At 64.0% G+C, this 15,524-nt stretch carries 14 protein-coding genes; 11 read left to right on the top strand and 3 right to left on the bottom strand.

Going from position 1 to position 15,524, the window contains the following annotated elements; all coding sequences use genetic code 11:
- Positions 1–58: 58 nt before the first annotated feature.
- Positions 59–967, bottom strand: a complete 909-nt coding sequence (locus tag ACVCMJ_RS03550; RefSeq protein WP_447080077.1) for a YicC family protein — start codon at positions 965–967, stop codon at positions 59–61.
- Between the two features lie 69 nt (positions 968–1,036).
- Here ACVCMJ_RS03550 and rph point away from each other — a divergent pair, with 69 nt between their 5' ends.
- From rph to ACVCMJ_RS03495, 11 genes are all read left to right on the top strand, one after another.
- Positions 1,037–1,786, top strand: coding sequence for a ribonuclease PH (rph, locus tag ACVCMJ_RS03545; protein ID WP_447080076.1), 750 nt, complete (start codon positions 1,037–1,039; stop codon positions 1,784–1,786).
- Complete coding sequence (rdgB, locus tag ACVCMJ_RS03540; RefSeq protein ID WP_447080075.1) at positions 1,783–2,388, top strand: RdgB/HAM1 family non-canonical purine NTP pyrophosphatase; 606 nt, start codon at positions 1,783–1,785, stop codon at positions 2,386–2,388. Before rph ends, rdgB begins: the two co-directional genes overlap by 4 nt.
- Positions 2,389–2,419: 31 nt before the next feature.
- Positions 2,420–3,625: a radical SAM family heme chaperone HemW gene (gene hemW / locus ACVCMJ_RS03535; protein ID WP_447082658.1), complete on the top strand. Its 1,206-nt coding sequence runs from the start codon at positions 2,420–2,422 to the stop codon at positions 3,623–3,625.
- A gap of 242 nt (positions 3,626–3,867) precedes the next feature.
- Positions 3,868–5,280 carry a type I glutamate--ammonia ligase gene (gene glnA / locus ACVCMJ_RS03530; RefSeq protein ID WP_447080074.1) on the top strand — a complete coding sequence of 471 codons (1,413 nt, stop codon included), beginning with the start codon at positions 3,868–3,870 and terminating at the stop codon, positions 5,278–5,280.
- A 12-nt stretch (positions 5,281–5,292) separates the two neighbouring features.
- Positions 5,293–6,246: a nitrogen regulation protein NR(II) gene (glnL, locus tag ACVCMJ_RS03525; RefSeq protein ID WP_447080073.1), complete on the top strand. Its 954-nt coding sequence runs from the start codon at positions 5,293–5,295 to the stop codon at positions 6,244–6,246.
- On the top strand, positions 6,243–7,769 hold the full coding sequence (gene ntrC / locus ACVCMJ_RS03520; RefSeq protein WP_447080072.1) for a nitrogen regulation protein NR(I): 1,527 nt from the start codon (positions 6,243–6,245) through the stop codon (positions 7,767–7,769). The genes glnL and ntrC overlap by 4 nt, the downstream gene beginning before the upstream one ends.
- Positions 7,770–7,900: 131 nt before the next feature.
- Positions 7,901–8,677, top strand: coding sequence for a ferredoxin--NADP reductase (locus tag ACVCMJ_RS03515; RefSeq protein WP_447080071.1), 777 nt, complete (start codon positions 7,901–7,903; stop codon positions 8,675–8,677).
- Positions 8,678–8,748: 71 nt separating this feature from the next.
- The gene (locus ACVCMJ_RS03510; protein ID WP_447080070.1) at positions 8,749–9,135 is read left to right on the top strand and encodes a Rid family detoxifying hydrolase; all 387 of its coding nucleotides are present in this window, start codon (positions 8,749–8,751) and stop codon (positions 9,133–9,135) included.
- A gap of 99 nt (positions 9,136–9,234) precedes the next feature.
- Positions 9,235–11,211: an ATP-dependent DNA helicase RecG gene (gene recG / locus ACVCMJ_RS03505; protein WP_447082755.1), complete on the top strand. Its 1,977-nt coding sequence runs from the start codon at positions 9,235–9,237 to the stop codon at positions 11,209–11,211.
- 39 nt (positions 11,212–11,250) lie between these two features.
- Positions 11,251–12,198: a LysR substrate-binding domain-containing protein gene (locus ACVCMJ_RS03500; RefSeq protein WP_447080069.1), complete on the top strand. Its 948-nt coding sequence runs from the start codon at positions 11,251–11,253 to the stop codon at positions 12,196–12,198.
- A 134-nt stretch (positions 12,199–12,332) separates the two neighbouring features.
- Entirely contained in the window at positions 12,333–13,454 is a 1,122-nt protein-coding gene (locus ACVCMJ_RS03495; protein ID WP_447080068.1) for a branched-chain amino acid ABC transporter substrate-binding protein, read from the top strand.
- A 104-nt stretch (positions 13,455–13,558) separates the two neighbouring features.
- On the opposite strand, the gene ACVCMJ_RS03490 is transcribed toward ACVCMJ_RS03495, so the two are convergent.
- Both ACVCMJ_RS03490 and ugpE read right to left on the bottom strand, forming a co-directional pair.
- Positions 13,559–14,668: a sn-glycerol-3-phosphate import ATP-binding protein UgpC gene (locus ACVCMJ_RS03490; RefSeq protein WP_447080067.1), complete on the bottom strand. Its 1,110-nt coding sequence runs from the start codon at positions 14,666–14,668 to the stop codon at positions 13,559–13,561.
- A 13-nt stretch (positions 14,669–14,681) separates the two neighbouring features.
- Positions 14,682–15,524 (bottom strand): sn-glycerol-3-phosphate ABC transporter permease UgpE, encoded by an 843-nt coding sequence (ugpE, locus tag ACVCMJ_RS03485; RefSeq protein WP_447080066.1) that lies wholly within the window; start codon positions 15,522–15,524, stop codon positions 14,682–14,684.

The raw sequence follows: 15,524 nt of genomic DNA, 5'->3' as shown, positions 1-15,524 counted from the left end.
ACGGGCAAATGGCGTTGAGGGGATTGTACGCTGTGGTCCGCACGTCCGCGGCTTTGGGCTACTCGATGTTCTGCGCCTGCTCGCGCATTTGTTCGATGAGGAGCTTCAGGTCGATGGCGGCTCGCGTGACGCTCAGCGAAGCCGCCTTGGATCCCAGTGTGTTGGCCTCGCGGTTCATCTCCTGGAACAGAAAATCCAGCCGCTTGCCGCTGCCGCGCGAATGCTGGGAACGGGGATCGGACAGGATGCCCTCCAGCTCCTGCAGATGAGAACGCAGGCGTGTGAGCTCCTCGGCGACGTCCACCCGCAATCCGAAGAGACTCGCTTCCTGTGCGATGCGGGCGGTGAGCTCGGCGCCGCTGATCGACGAGAAGCCCTCGGGGCTCGCAGCCAGCAAGGCCTCGCGCAGCCGCTGCGCCACCCGCTCCTGGTGTTGGACCACCAGCGACGGCAGCTCGGCATCCACCTGATCGACGATGCGACGAACGGATGCGGCCAGTTCGAGCATGGCCTGAGCCAGGCGCGCGCCTTCGCGTTCCCGGTTGTCCGAGAATTCGCCCAGCGCCTGGGTGCAGGCCCGCTCGCACAGCGGCAGCCAGACCTCTGGATCGAGGCCGCTGCGCAAGGTGCCTTCGCGCGGCAGGTCGGCCAGGGAAGGCGCCGGGATGTCGGGGATGATCGCCCTGGCCTGGGCGAGCTGCTGAGACAATGAGCGCAGCCCCTGGAGATCAAAAGGACGCAGTCCCTGGGTTTCGGGCACGGCGTAGCTCAGTTTCAGCTCGATCTTCCCTCGGACCACGTGCTGGCCCAGCAATTCCCGGATCCGCGATTCGGCGAAGCGCAGGTCTTCCGGCACGCGCAGATTCAGGTCCAGATAGCGATTGTTGACGCTGCGGATCTCCGCACTCAGCGCGCCAGCTTCGGAGTCCAGGCGGCTTGCGCCGAATGCGGTCATGCTGCGGATCATCGGGCTGGCCTCGCGTTGTTCTCTACAATAGAGCCGTATTGTAGTCTGCCGTTTTTCTGGAAAAACCCTATGTCTGAAGCTTTTTCTCCACGGAGCGGATACCGCCCCAGCGGGCGCTCTGTGGATGCCTTGCGCCCGGCCCAGCTTGTCACGGGCTATACCCGCCATGCCGAGGGCTCCGTGCTCGCCTGCATGGGCGACACAAAAGTCCTTTGCAATTGCAGTGTCCTGGATCGGGTGCCGCCCTTTCTCAAAGGGCAGGGAAAAGGCTGGGTGACGGCCGAGTATGGAATGCTGCCCCGCGCCACCCATACGCGGGGGGACCGTGAGGCCGCGCGCGGCAAGCAAAGCGGCCGCACGCAGGAAATCCAGAGGTTGATCGGCCGCAGCTTGCGGGCCGTCTTCGACCTGTCGCTGCTGGGCGAGCGTACGCTGCAGATCGATTGCGATGTGCTGCAGGCCGACGGTGGAACACGCTGCGCCAGCATTACCGGCGCCTGGGTGGCAGCCGCTCTGGCCGTACGCACCTTGAGACACCAGGGCGTGCTGGCCGCCGACCCGCTGATCGGGCAGGTCGCCGCCGTTTCGGTCGGAATTTTCAAGGGGACTCCGGTCCTGGACCTGGATTATGCCGAAGACTCGGCGTGCGACACCGACATGAACGTGGTCATGACGGCTGCGGGCGACTTCGTCGAAGTGCAGGGGACCGGAGAGGGCGGCAGCTTCCAGCGCAATGAACTGGATGCCCTGCTGGATCTGGCGGGGGCCGGTATCGACCGGCTGATCGATCTGCAGCAGCACGCGTTGGAGGCGGCATGAATCGGCGCGTCGTACTGGCCTCGAACAACGCCGGCAAGCTACGGGAGTTTTCGGCCATCCTCGGGACCGCGGGCATTGAAATGGTGCCCCAGGGCGCCCTGGGTGTCCCGGAGGCGCCGGAGCCCTACCTCACGTTTGTCGAGAACGCGCTGGCCAAGGCCCGGCATGCGAGCCAGGTCACCGGTCTGCCCGCACTGGCCGATGATTCGGGTTTGTGCGTCAGTGCACTCGGCGGTGCGCCTGGCGTACATTCGGCGCGCTATGCCCAGAGAGCCGATGGCACGCGTTCCGATGCGGACAACAACGCAAAACTGGTGGCGGCGCTGTCGGGCGTGGCCGATCGGCGCGGTTCCTATGTCGCGGTCCTGGTCTATGTGCGCAGCGCCGATGACCCCCGCCCCATCGTGGTCGAAGGGATCTGGAATGGCGAAGTACTGGATACTCCCAGGGGTGACCAGGGGTTTGGCTACGATCCGTATTTTTTCCTCCCCGACTTGGGCAGGACCGCGGCCGAATTGTCGCTGGCGCAGAAAAACCGGGTGAGCCACCGGGCGCGGGCGCTGCAAAGCCTGCTGCGTTCGTTGCATGATCTGATGGAATGAAGGACTCGTGAGAAAGCTGGTATCCGTGCCCATGCCGGGCGACGAAATCTCCACGGAGGGCCGCCCGGGCGTGCGCGGTCGCCCCGGTCTTGTGGCGTTGCCGCCGCTTTCCTTGTACGTGCATGTGCCCTGGTGCGTGCACAAGTGCCCCTATTGCGATTTCAACTCACATGAGAGAACCGGCGAGGTCCCGGAGGCCGAGTACCTGGCCGCCCTGGAGGCCGACCTCGAACAGGCCGTCCCGGACGTGTGGGGCCGGCCCATCACCACCGTGTTCTTCGGGGGCGGAACGCCCAGCCTTCTGTCCGCCGATGCGGTGGATCGAATCATCACTTTGTTCCGGGCCTATCTGAACTTGCCGCCGGGGGTGGAGATCACCCTGGAAGCCAACCCGGGCACCGCCGAGGCTGCGCGCTTCCACGGCTACGCTCAGGCGGGTGTGAACCGCATCTCTCTTGGGATACAGAGTTTCAATGACGCGAAGCTCAAACGCCTGGGACGTATTCACGATGCGGACCAGGCGCGTGCGGCCATCGCCATGGCCCAGGAAGCGGTAAGCCGGGTGAATCTGGACCTGATGTTCGCACTGCCGGATCAGACGCTGGATCAGTGTGAGCGCGACGTGCGCGAGGCACTGTCATACGGCACCGGTCATCTGTCGCTCTACCACTTGACGCTGGAACCCAACACCGTTTTCGCCAAGTTTCCGCCGCGGGTACCGGATGATGACCTCAGCGCCTCCATGCAGGACCGTGTCGCAGAGCTTGCGGAGTTGGCCGGGTTCGAGCGCTACGAGGTCTCGGCTTATGCCAGGCCGGGCCAAGCCTGCCAGCACAATCTGAACTACTGGCAATTCGGCGACTATCTGGGGTTGGGGCCCGGTGCGCACTCCAAGATCTCGTTCCAGCACCGGATCACCCGGCAGGTGCGGGCCCGGATGCCGGATTCCTGGATGCGGCTCGCCGGTCAGAGGGATGGATCGCATATCGTGGAGCGGCGGGAACTGACTCACGGCGACCTGGGCTTCGAGTTCATGCTGAACGCCTTGCGTCTGAAGAATGGAGTGGACGGCGGGTTGTTCATCGAACGCACCGGCTTATCGCTGATGTCATTGCTACCGACCATGCGGCGCGCGTCGGAGCGGGGTCTTCTGGAACCAGGACTGGAGCGCATCTGCGCGACTCCGCAGGGTTGGCGTTTCCTCAATGAGCTCCAGATGGAGTTCCTCCCCTCCTGAAGGGGTTCCCGCCGCCTCCTCACTGCACTACACTGGTGCGTCATGCACTGTAGTGGTGCTTGATCGCTCCGGCACGCCGGCCCGGTGCAGTTCCTGCACCGCTTCGTGCCAAACCCGCCGCGCTGCCGTCCCGCCCTCAGCCTAGAAGCTGGCATGGTCTTTGCTTAGCTGTGAGGGACGGCTCGCGAAATCCGGAGCCACCCATGAATCGTCATTCGCCAAGAGCAGACACAGGAGCTTTTATGTCCACCCCTGAAAATGTTGTACATATGATTGCGGAGCGGGAAGTCGCCTTCGTCGACTTCCGTTTTACCGACACGCTGGGCCGTGAGCACCACCTGACGGTGCCGGCCGGGTTGGTGGACGAGGATCGGATGGAGTCGGGGGTGGCTTTTGACGGCTCGTCGCTGCCGGGCTGGAAGGGCATCGAGGCGTCCGACATGCTGCTGGTTCCGGATGCATCCACGGCCCGCATGGATCCGTTCCGCGAGGAAACCACGCTGGTGCTCACCTGCGACGTCGTGGAGCCTTCCGATCTCAAGGGCTACGATCGCGATCCGCGTTCGCTGGCGCGCCGGGCAGAGGCCTATCTGAAATCCAGCGGGCTGGGAGATACGGCCTATTTCGGTCCGGAGCCGGAGTTCTTCGTCTTTGACGGCGTGAGCTGGCAGAACGAAATGTCGGGCTGCTTCGTCAAGATCAATTCCAACGAAGCCGCGTGGTCCAATGCGGACGATGCCAACGGTTCGAACCATGGCCATCATCAGTCGGTGAAAGGCGGCTATGTTCCCGTTCCGCCCGTCGATTCGCTCATGGACATCCGTTCCGAAATGTGCCTGCTGATGGAGCAGATGGGCGTTCCCGTCGAGGTCCATCACCACGAGGTCGGGAACGCCGGCCAGCTCGAAATCGGTACGCGGTTCAGCACATTGGTGCAGCGTGCGGACTGGACCCAGACGCTGAAATACGTCGTACGGAACGTGGCTCACACCTATGGCAAGACGGCTACGTTCATGCCCAAGCCCATCGTCGGCGACAACGGCTCGGGCATGCACGTGCACCAGTCCATCTGGAAAGGCGGCCAGAACCTGTTCTCCGGCAATGGCTACGGCGGACTTTCCGAATTCGCCCTGTACTACATCGGCGGCATCATTCATCATGCGCGTGCGTTGAATGCCATTACGAACCCGGGCACGAATTCGTACAAGCGTCTGGTTCCGCACTATGAGGCTCCGGTCAAGCTCGCCTATTCGGCGCGCAACCGGTCCGCATCGATCCGTATCCCGTACGTCGGCAACCCCAAGGCGCGCCGCGTCGAGACCCGCTTCCCGGACCCCCTGGCCAATCCGTATCTGGCATTCTCGGCGCTCATGATGGCCGGGCTGGACGGAGTGCAAAACAAAATTCACCCGGGCGATCCCGCCGACAAGAACCTCTACGACCTGCCGCCCGAAGAAGACGCGAAGATTCCGACCGTGTGTTCCTCGCTGGATCAGGCGCTGGAAGCCCTGGATCGGGATCGTGAGTTCCTGACGCGCGGGGGCGTATTCAGCCATGAGCTGCTCGATGCGTACCTGGAGTTGAAGGCGCGCGAGCTGGACCGTCTGCGCGTGGCGCCTCACCCGGTCGAGTTCGACATGTACTACACGCTGTAGGGCGCCTGCGCCATGGATACGTCCGGCTTCGACTTGCTGCAGACGGCCGTTCTGCTGCTGGACGACGCGTTCTGTATCCAGCACGCGAATGCCGCTGCGGAAGAGCGGTTGGGGACCTCCCTCAAGCAGTTGGTCGGGCGTTCGGCTGTCCCTCTCCTGGCCGACATCCCCAGCGCGCTGAAGACGCCGCTGCACAGCCTGCCCTGGGCGTGGCTGCTTGAGATTCCGGTGCACCAGGCGGGGCGGCTGGACGATCTGCAGCAGGCGAGTTCGGACCAGGCTGCGCAGCGTGAGACGCTGCGTAACCTGGCCCACGAGGTCCGCAATCCCCTGGCGGGTTTGCGTGCCGCCGCCCAGTTGCTCGAAATGGAACTGCCGCGGGAAGACCTGCGGGAGTACACCCGGGTCATCGTCGCGGAATCGGACCGGCTGGCGCACCTGGTCGACCGGCTGGCCTCGCCAGGCCCCGCAGCCATGACGCTGCAGACGTTCAACGTCCATGAAGTCTGTGAGCGCGTGCTGGCGCTGGTCGGCATGGAGTTCGGTCAGGACCTGATCCTGGTCCGGGACTATGACGCGTCCGTGCCCGACGTCCGGCTGGATCGGGACGGCCTGCTGCAGGCGTTGCTCAACGTGGCGCGCAACGGCGCCCAGGCTTTGATGGAAGCCGGGCTCCAACGATCGCCGACCCTGACGCTGCGGACCCGGATCCTGCACCAACCCGTGCTGATGCGGGGCCAGCCGCGCATGGGCCTCCTGATTGCAGTCGCGGACAACGGTCCCGGGGTTCCGCCGGGATTGCGCGACAAGCTGTTTCATCCGCTGGTGACGGGGCGCCCCACAGGCACCGGGTTGGGGCTGAGCCTCGCGCAAGAGTCCTTGCAGCACATGGGAGGGCTGCTGGAGTTCGATTCCCGGCCGGGCCACACGGAGTTCCGCCTGCTGCTGCCTCTGGGGGCGTCATGAGACCGGTCTGGATCCTGGACGATGAGCCCGGCATGCGCTGGGTGCTTGAAAAGGCGCTGGGCAAAGAGGGTTGGGCGGTGCGCTGTTTCGCGGAGAGCAGTGCGCTGATGGAGGCGCTGGAGGCCTTGGACGAGTCCGACATCTCGCAAGTTCCGGCGGTGCTGGTGTCCGACGTGCGGATGCCGGGGCTGGATGGCCTGGGCGTGCTGACCGCGGTGCGGGAGCGGCTGCCGCGAATGCCGGTCATCATGATGACCGCCTTCACGGATCTGAAAACCACCGTGGCCGCGTTCGAACAAGGCGCTTTTGATTATCTGGCCAAGCCGTTCGACATTCGCACGGCAGTGGACCTGATCAGTCGGGCCGCACAGTTCGGGACACAGGCGGCGGCCGACCCGGCCGTACCAGCGAGTGAAGAGCCGGGCGTGGAAGCCGGCATGGTGTTGTCGCATTCACCCACCATGCAACCGGTATTTCGGGCGATTGGCCGCCTGTCTGCTTCCAGTGCCACCGTGCTCATCACGGGGGAATCGGGCACCGGCAAGGAGCTCATTGCCCGCGCGCTGCATCATCACAGCCGGCGGGCGTCCCGGCCTTTCGTCGCCGTCAACGCCGCCGCCATCCCCCGGGACCTGCTGGAGGCGGAACTTTTCGGTCATGAACGGGGCGCTTTCACCGGCGCGGTGCAGGCCCGCCGGGGGCGATTCGAGGAGGCGGAAGGCGGCACTCTGTTCCTGGACGAGATTGGCGACATGCCGGCAGAACTGCAGACGCGCCTGTTGCGGGTCCTGGCCGAAGGCTGTTTCTACCGGGTAGGCGGCACGCGGCCGGTCCAAGTGGACGTGCGCGTGATCGCTGCGACGCACCAGCCGCTGGAACAGCGTGTGACCGATGGCCTGTTTCGGGCCGACCTGTTTCATCGGCTGAATGTCATCCGCCTGAGGCTGCCGGCATTGCGCGAGCGACGCGAGGACATCGCTGCGCTGGCGCAGCACTTCCTGCGATCGAGCGCTGCGGAATTGGGCGTTCCGGTACGTCAGTTGAGACCTGCCGCCCTGGAGGCCTTGCAGCGCTTCGACTACCCCGGCAACATTCGTCAACTGGAGAACATCTGCCAATGGCTGACGGTCATGGCGCCGAGCCCGCGTGTCGAGCCGGACGACCTCCCACCGGAATTGGGCTCGGGAAGAGCGGCGCCTCCTCCAGAGAAGAGGCGCTTGCTCGCCGACGACAGGCTGAACGATGCCGATCCGTCGGTCGCGCAGCCCGAGCGGGCACCCGACGCCGAGCCCTGGCGTGAAGCGCTGTCCCTCGAAGTCGCCAGCCGCCTTCGGCGGGGCGAGCCGGGCCTCATGGAGACGTTCCAGCGCGACTTCGATCGCGTGCTGGTCCAGGCCGCGCTGGAGGCATCGCGGGGGCGCCGGGGCGAGGCCGCATCGCGTCTGGGTATCGGCCGCAACACCTTGACCCGGAAATGTCACACGCTCGGTATCAGCGAAGCCGACATGGACGGGCCGGATTGACCTCCAACGGCGATCGCGGGGTTTCCTCGTCATCGCGGGCAGACTTTACCGTGAACCGTGGTTGAACCGCGTACAATGACAAGTTTGACCGATTTTCCGCCAGGCTTTCTCCGCCGGGCCGAATTCATGTGATGGCTGCCTTCCTTTCCGAACAAGTTCTGAGTGTCCGACACTGGAACGACACGCTGTTTTCCTTCAAGACCACGCGCGACCCGGGCCTGCGCTTCCATAATGGCCACTTCGTGATGCTGGGCCTGGAGGTCGACGGAAAGCCGCTCATGCGCGCCTACAGCATTGCCAGCGCCAATCACGAGGACAATCTCGAGTTTTTCAGCATCAAGGTCCAGAACGGGCCATTGACGTCGCGCCTGCAGCATTTGCAGCCCGGGGATTCCATCCTCATCAGCCGCAAGCCCGTGGGGACCCTGGTCACGGATGACCTGAAGCCGGGCAGGCACCTCTATCTGTTTGCCACCGGCACCGGCCTGGCTCCGTTCCTGAGCATCGTCAAGGACCCGGAGGCCTACGAGCGCTTCGACCGCATCGTCCTGATGCACGGGGTGCGATTCGTCAGTGAACTGGCCTACGGCGACTATCTGCGGGACGAACTGCCGAAGAATGAATACCTGGGCGACCTGGTGCGCGAGAAGCTCATTTACTATCCGACCGTCACACGGGAACCCTTTGAGCACCAGGGCCGGCTGACCACGTTGATCGAAACAGGGCAGGTTTTCCGCGACGTCGGACTGCCGCCCCTCGATGCGGCGTTCGATCGCGCCATGATCTGCGGCAGTCCCGCCATGCTGGTTGACCTGCGCAAACTGCTGGATGCCCGCGGTTTCCACGTGTCACCCAGTGTGGGCGAACCGGGGGATTATGTCTACGAACGAGCGTTCGCCGACAAGTAGCGCGGCTTTACTTTCTGCTATTGATCGGTAAACTCTGATAGTTCGAGCAACTTTCTTCAGGGAAGCGCATCATGAGCAAGGCAATCATCCGCACCGATGCCGCACCGGCAGCCGTGGGCCCGTATTCGCAGGCCGTTGGCGCCCAAGGCGGCCGCCTCGTATTTCTTTCGGGGCAGATCGGGCTGGAGCCCGGTACCGGCGAGCTGGTGTCGGAGAATTTCGAAGGCCAGGTCCGTCAGTCCTTTGCCAACATGAAGGCGGTGGTCGAGGCTGCCGGGGGGACGCTGGACGACGTCGTCAAGCTCACGCTCTTCCTGACGGATCTGAGCAAGTTCGCGAGCGCCAATGCGATCATGTCGGAGATCATTCCTCAACCCTATCCGGCGCGCTCCACGCTGGGAGTGGCGAGCCTGCCCAAGGGCGCTCAGTTCGAGGTCGAAGCTATCCTGGCTTTGTAATCTCTGGCGGGATACGGGGCCGTGGCTGCCAAAGCAGGCGCTCGATCGGACGTGCATGCCCGGACGAGCGCAATCACGCGGGCCTTTGAACGCCTCGGGTTGCGCACACCCGACGATTTCGTGGTTCATCTGCCGTTGCGCTACGACGACGAGACGCATGTCACGCCCGTGGTTGACGCTCACCCCGGGCAATGGGGGCTCTTCGAGGGCGAGATCGTTGAGGCGCAGTCCCACTTCCGGCCCCGCCGCGAGCTTCAGGCCACGCTGCAGGATGCGACCGGTCGTCTGAATTTGCGCTGGCTGCATGTCTACCCGGGCCAGCAATCCAGAATCTCCGTGGGGCGCAGGATCCGGGCACGGGGCGAAGTCCGTCCCGGATACCGGGGTCTGGAACTCGTCCATCCGCTCGTGACTGAGCCTGACGGGGCGCTGCCCGATACGTTGACGCCGATCTATCCGACCACGCAGGGGTTGTCCCAGGCGAGCCTGCGCAAGGCCATTGGACAGGCCCTTGATGAGGTCGATCTGACGGATACGCTTCCGTCGGCCATTCGCCAACGCTACGATCTGGCCGAATTTTCATCGTCCTTGCGCCTGCTGCACCATCCCACGCCGGATATTTCGCTGGAGTCGCTGGCGCGGCACGACCATCCGGCCTGGCGGCGCATCAAATTCGATGAGCTTTTGGCTCAGCAGCTGGCGCTGGCGCAGGCTCGCGCGGCTCGCCGCGCGCAGCACGCCCGGCCGCTTGCCCCCGACAGCGCCCTGGTGGCCCAGCTGCTTGCCGCCTTGCCGTTCTCGCCCACGGGTGCACAGCAGCGCGCCGCTGGAGAGATCCGCGCGGATCTGGCGCAATCCCACCCCATGCACCGGCTGCTGCAAGGCGACGTGGGCAGCGGCAAGACATTGGTTGCGGCGCTGGCGGCCGCCCAGGCGCTCGAGGCGGGGGTGCAGGTGGCCGTCATGGCCCCCACCGAAACGCTCGCCGAACAGCTTTGGCGCAAGCTCTCGGAATGGCTGGAGCCCCTGGGCGTGACCGTGGTCTGGCTCGGCGGCAACATGGGGGCCGGAGCGCGCCGGGAGGCCGCTCATGCCATCGCAACGGGACGGGCCAAGCTGGCAGTCGGCACGCAGGCCCTGATTCAGGACAAGATCGTCTTCGACGAGCTGGGGCTGGTCATCAGCGACGAGCAGCACCGGTTCGGAGTCAACCAGCGGTTGGCCCTGAACCGCAAGGGTGACCAGGACGGCCTGCATCCCCATCAACTGAGCATGAGTGCAACACCGATTCCCCGGACCTTGGCGATGGCGTTCTTTGCCGATATGGATGTTTCCGTACTGGACGAATCGCCGCCGGGCCGCTCGCCGGTCCGGACCCGGCTTTTCGACGATCGCCGACGTGAGGATGTGCTTGCCCGCGTGGCCCGGGCGGTACGTGCCGGCGAGCAGGCCTATTGGGTATGCCCGCTGGTCGAGGAAAGCGAGGCGCTGCAGCTCCAGACGGCGGTCGATACCTGGGAGCATCTCTGCGAATCCCTTCCGGATCTGCACATCGGCCTCATGCATGGGCGGCTGCCTCACCAGGAAAAATCCTCGACCATGCAAGCCTTCCGTTCGGGAGAACTGGACGTGCTGGTCAGCACGACGGTGATCGAAGTGGGTGTGGATGTCCCCAATGCCAGCCTGATGATCGTCGAGCATGCCGAGCGCTTCGGTCTCGCACAGCTTCATCAGTTGCGCGGGCGGGTAGGGCGCGGTCCCCGGGCCTCCACCTGCGTGCTGCTGTATCAATCCCCTTTGTCGGCTGTCGCGCGCGAGCGTCTACGGGCGATGTTCGAGACCTGTGACGGATTCGAGATCGCGCGCCGCGATCTGGCGCAACGCGGTCCGGGTGAATTGCTGGGGCTGCGCCAGTCCGGCCAGTCCCTGCTGCGTTTTGCCGACCTGAATACCGACAGTCACCTGCTGGCCCAGGCGCGCGACGCTGCCGCCCTGATGGCCAGCGATTATCCGGATCAAGCCCGGCTGCACCAAAGGCGCTGGATGGCGGGTGCCTCCCAGTATCTGCGGATCTGATCGGTCCGATTGCGCTGACCCTTTCATGGAGTTGAGTTCATGACCCTCACCGAGTTGAAGTACATCGTCGCTGTTGCCCGCGAACGCCATTTCGGCCGGGCTGCGGAGGCGTGCTTCGTGAGCCAGCCGACGCTTTCGGTGGCGATTCGCAAGCTCGAGGACGAACTGGGCGTGGTCCTTTTCGAGCGCGGCGGTGTCGAGGTCGGCATCACCCCCATTGGCCTGCGAGTCGTGAGCCAGGCCCAGAGAGTCCTCGAAGAAGGCGCCAAGCTGCGCGAGATCGCGCATCAGGGCCATGATCCTCTGGAAGGGCCGCTGCGGGTCGGTGTCATTTATACCGTGGGGCCGTATCTGCTGCCCTATCTGGTGCCCGAACAGATCCGGAGCACGCCCCAGATGCCATTGCTGCTCCAGGAAAATTACACGACGCGCCTGCTGGAACTGCTGCGCCAGGGCGAAATCGATTGCGCCATCGTGGCCTTGCCCTTGCCCGAAAGCGGTTTTGTGCAATGTGGGCTGTTCGATGAGCCGTTTTTCGTGGCGCTGCCGCGTCATCACCCCTGGGCCAAGGAAAAGGAAATCGACTCGCGACGACTGAAGGAAGAAACCATGCTGCTGCTGGGTGCCGGCCACTGCTTTCGCGATCAGGTGCTGGAGGTGTGTCCCGAATTGTCCCGCTATTCCGCGTCCAGCGAAGGCATCCAGCGCACCTTCGAGGGCTCCTCTCTCGAGACCATCCGGCACATGGTGGCGGCAGGAATCGGCATTACGGTGCTTCCGGCCAGCGCGCTTGGGATCCAGGGGGCCGAGAGCAAGCTGCTGAAATTCATCCCGTTCAAGCCGCCGGCGCCGGACCGGCGGGTCGTTCTGGTATGGCGCAAGAGCTTTCCGCGCCTGGCAGCCATCGAGGCGCTGGTTCATGCCGTGGTCCGATGCGGCATGCCCGGTGTCACCATGCTTGAGGACGCCGTTCAGGCCGCTGACTGAAGCGCGGGCCGACCCTCCGTCCGCGCCCGTCCAGCCTTGCTGGCAGCCATCCATCGGGAAAACCCCTGTGCGGCCATGGACCCCATTCAGAAATGTTTCGTGTATTCTTTTCTAGGTCTTTCACAGGAGGTTCTATGAACATTCGCTTGACGCCGATGGCAGCCGCACTAGGCTTGGCCGCCGGCATGGTGCTTTCTTCCGCTGCGAACGCTGCCACAATCAAGATCGCAATCGCGGGGCCCTTTACCGGGGCTTTGACCCAGTACGGTGACATGGTCAAGGAAGGCGTGGACACGGCCATCGAAACCATCAACGCCAAAGGCGGCGTGCTGGGGAACAAGCTTCAGGCCGTCATCATGGACGATGCCTGCGAACCCAAGCAGGGCCCGGTAGTGGCGAATCGCGTGGTCAATGAGAAGATTCATTACGTCGTGGGCCACGTGTGCTCCGGCGCGACGATTGCGGCCACGCCCATCTACAACAACGAAGGTGTGGTCATGGTGTCGCCTTCCGCCACGTCGCCGCTGGTGACCGACGGCAAGAACTACGACACGATCTTCCGCACCATCGGTCGCGATGACCAGCAAGGTCCCGCCGCCGCGAAGTTCATCGAGCAGCATATTCATCCCAAGGCGGTTGCCGTGCTGCACGACAAGCAGTCTTACGGTCAGGGTATCGCCACTGCCGTCAAGAACGACCTGGAAAAGGCGGGCGTGAAAATCGTGATGTTCGAAGGCATCAACGCCGGTGACAGCGATTATTCCGCCGTCATCACCAAGCTCAAATCCTCCGGCGCCGACTTCGTGTACTACGGCGGCTATCATCCCGAAATGGGTCTGCTGCTGCGCCAGGGCGCCGAACAGGGCCTGAAGGCCAAGTTCATGGGCCCGGAAGGCGTGGGCAACCCCGACATCAACGCCATTGCCGGTCCTTCAGTCGAGGGCATGCTGGTCACGTTGCCGGCAGACCATACGAATGATCCGGGCAACGCCGCGGTCGTGAAGGCCTTCAAGGACAAGAAGCGGAATCCGGGTGGCGCGTTCCAGTTGACGGCCTACTCGGCGGTCGAGGCAATCGCCGCCGGGATCAAGGGCGTCGGCAAGGATGACCCGATCAAGGTCGCCGCGTGGCTGCACAGCCATTCGGTCGAGACCCCAATCGGCGATCTGGCCTGGAACAAGCAGGGCGACCTGAAGTCGTTCAAGTTCGACGTGTTCACCTGGCACGCGGACGGCAGCAAGACGGTATTCAAGTAAACCGTTTTGCGGCGGTGGCGCCCGTGCTGGCGCCACCAAAGAGGCACCCCAAAGGCCGGAGTGGCATCCAGCCTTTGGGGTGCAGTGCTATACAGCGCTGTCTTTTATGGCAGTGCCACAGCTTCCCGATAGGCCGCGCTGTCGTCGATGCGCCGGCCGGTCTGCGGCTCGAACCAGTGCGCCCGATGCTCTCCATCGAGCCCCACAACGATTCTGTCGCCGATGGCCAAAGGCCTGTCGCGCGTCTCCGAAACCGTGCAACGCAGCACCAGGGGCTGTGGTCCCCAGCGCATGTGGATGAGCTGTTCGGATCCCAGGATTTCGATCATCTCGACGCTCGCGTTCAACCCGTTGGCAGCGTGCAGGCGCAGATGCTCGGGGCGCAGGCCGAGAATCAGTTTCCCGACGCGATTCTCCGGCGTCAGGAAGGGCAGCGTGCGCCCCTCGGGATCCAGCGGGCGCCCCTGTGCGTCGATGGTGACCTCGAGCAGATTCATGGGGGGCGCGCCAATGAAGCCGGCGACGAAGAGCGACGCAGGGCGCTCGAAGACCTCCGCAGGAGTCCCGATCTGCTCTGGAATGCCCTGATTCATCACGATCATGCGATGGGCGAGCGTCATCGCTTCGATTTGGTCGTGCGTGACGTACAGGCTGGTGGTGCCCAGGCGCTGGTGCAGTTTCTGTATTTCCAGGCGCATCTGCACCCTCAGTTTGGCATCCAGATTGGATAGCGGCTCGTCGAACAGGAAAACGGCGGGCTCGCGTACGATGGCCCGGCCCATCGCGACCCGCTGACGCTGGCCGCCGGAGAGCTGGCGTGGGCGCCGTTCCAGTAGCTGTTCCAGCTCCAGGATGCGAGCGGCATCCTCGACTCTGCGCCGGATTTCGGCGCGGCCCAGCTTACGGATCTTCAGCCCATAGGCCATGTTGTCGAAGACGCTCATGTGCGGATAGAGCGCGTAATTCTGGAACACCATGGCGATGTCGCGCTCGGCGGGCTCCAGATCATTGACCACACGGTCACCGATCCGGATCTGACCGCCTGTGACGGATTCCAGGCCCGCGACCATGCGCATCAAGGTGGATTTTCCGCAGCCCGAGGGCCCCACGATGACGACGAACTCGCCATCCCGAACGGCCATGGAGATGCCGTGGATGACTTCGGCGCCGCCGGGGTAGGTTTTGCGGACATCCTGGAAGCTCAGTGTAGCCATGAAAAGCGATTTCCTATTTCTCGGTGTCGACCAGACCCTTGACGAACCACCTTTGCATCAGGATCACCACCGCAGCCGGCGGCAGCATGGCCAGTATCGCGGTCGCCATGACCAGGTTCCATTCCGTCACGCTGTCACCGCCCGCGATCATGCGCTGGATGCCGACCACGATGGGATACATGTTTTCGTGCGTGGTGATGATGAGCGGCCAGAGGTATTGGTTCCACCCGTAGATGAACTGGATCACGAACAGGGCTGCAATGCTGGTCCGTGACAAGGGCAGCAGAATGTCCTTGAAAAAGCGCATGGGGCCGGCGCCATCGATCCGGGCGGCCTCCACCAGCTCGTCAGGCACTGTGAGAAAGAATTGGCGGAAGAGGAACGTGGCGGTCGCTGAAGCAATGAGCGGCAGGGTGAGCCCGGCGTAAGTATTCAGCATGCCGAGATTGGCGACCACCGCATAGGTCGGCGCGATGCGGACCTCGACGGGCAGCATCAGCGTGACGAAAATCATCCAGAAGCACAGCATGCGGAAGCGGAAGCGGAAGTACACCACCGCAAAGGCCGACAGCATTGAGATGAAAATCTTGCCGACTGCGATCGCCAGGGCCATGAAGCTGCTGATCCACAGCATGCGACCCACCGGCGGGGCGTTGCTGCCCCCACTGGTCAGCACGGCCCAGTAGTTGTGCAGAAAATGCCCGCCAGGAAGTAGTGACATGGGGGCTTGGGCGACCTCCTGTGCGGTCTGCGTGGAGGCGATGATGGCGACGTAGATCGGGAAGGCCACGACCACTACCCCCGCGATCAGCACCACGTGCGTCACGAGATCCAGCAGGGGACGGCGTTCAACCAC

Source organism: Castellaniella sp. UC4447_H14 (genome assembly GCF_052978285.1).
Note: the sequence above shows the minus strand (reverse complement) of the source record. Positions and strands in the feature narration are given on the sequence as shown.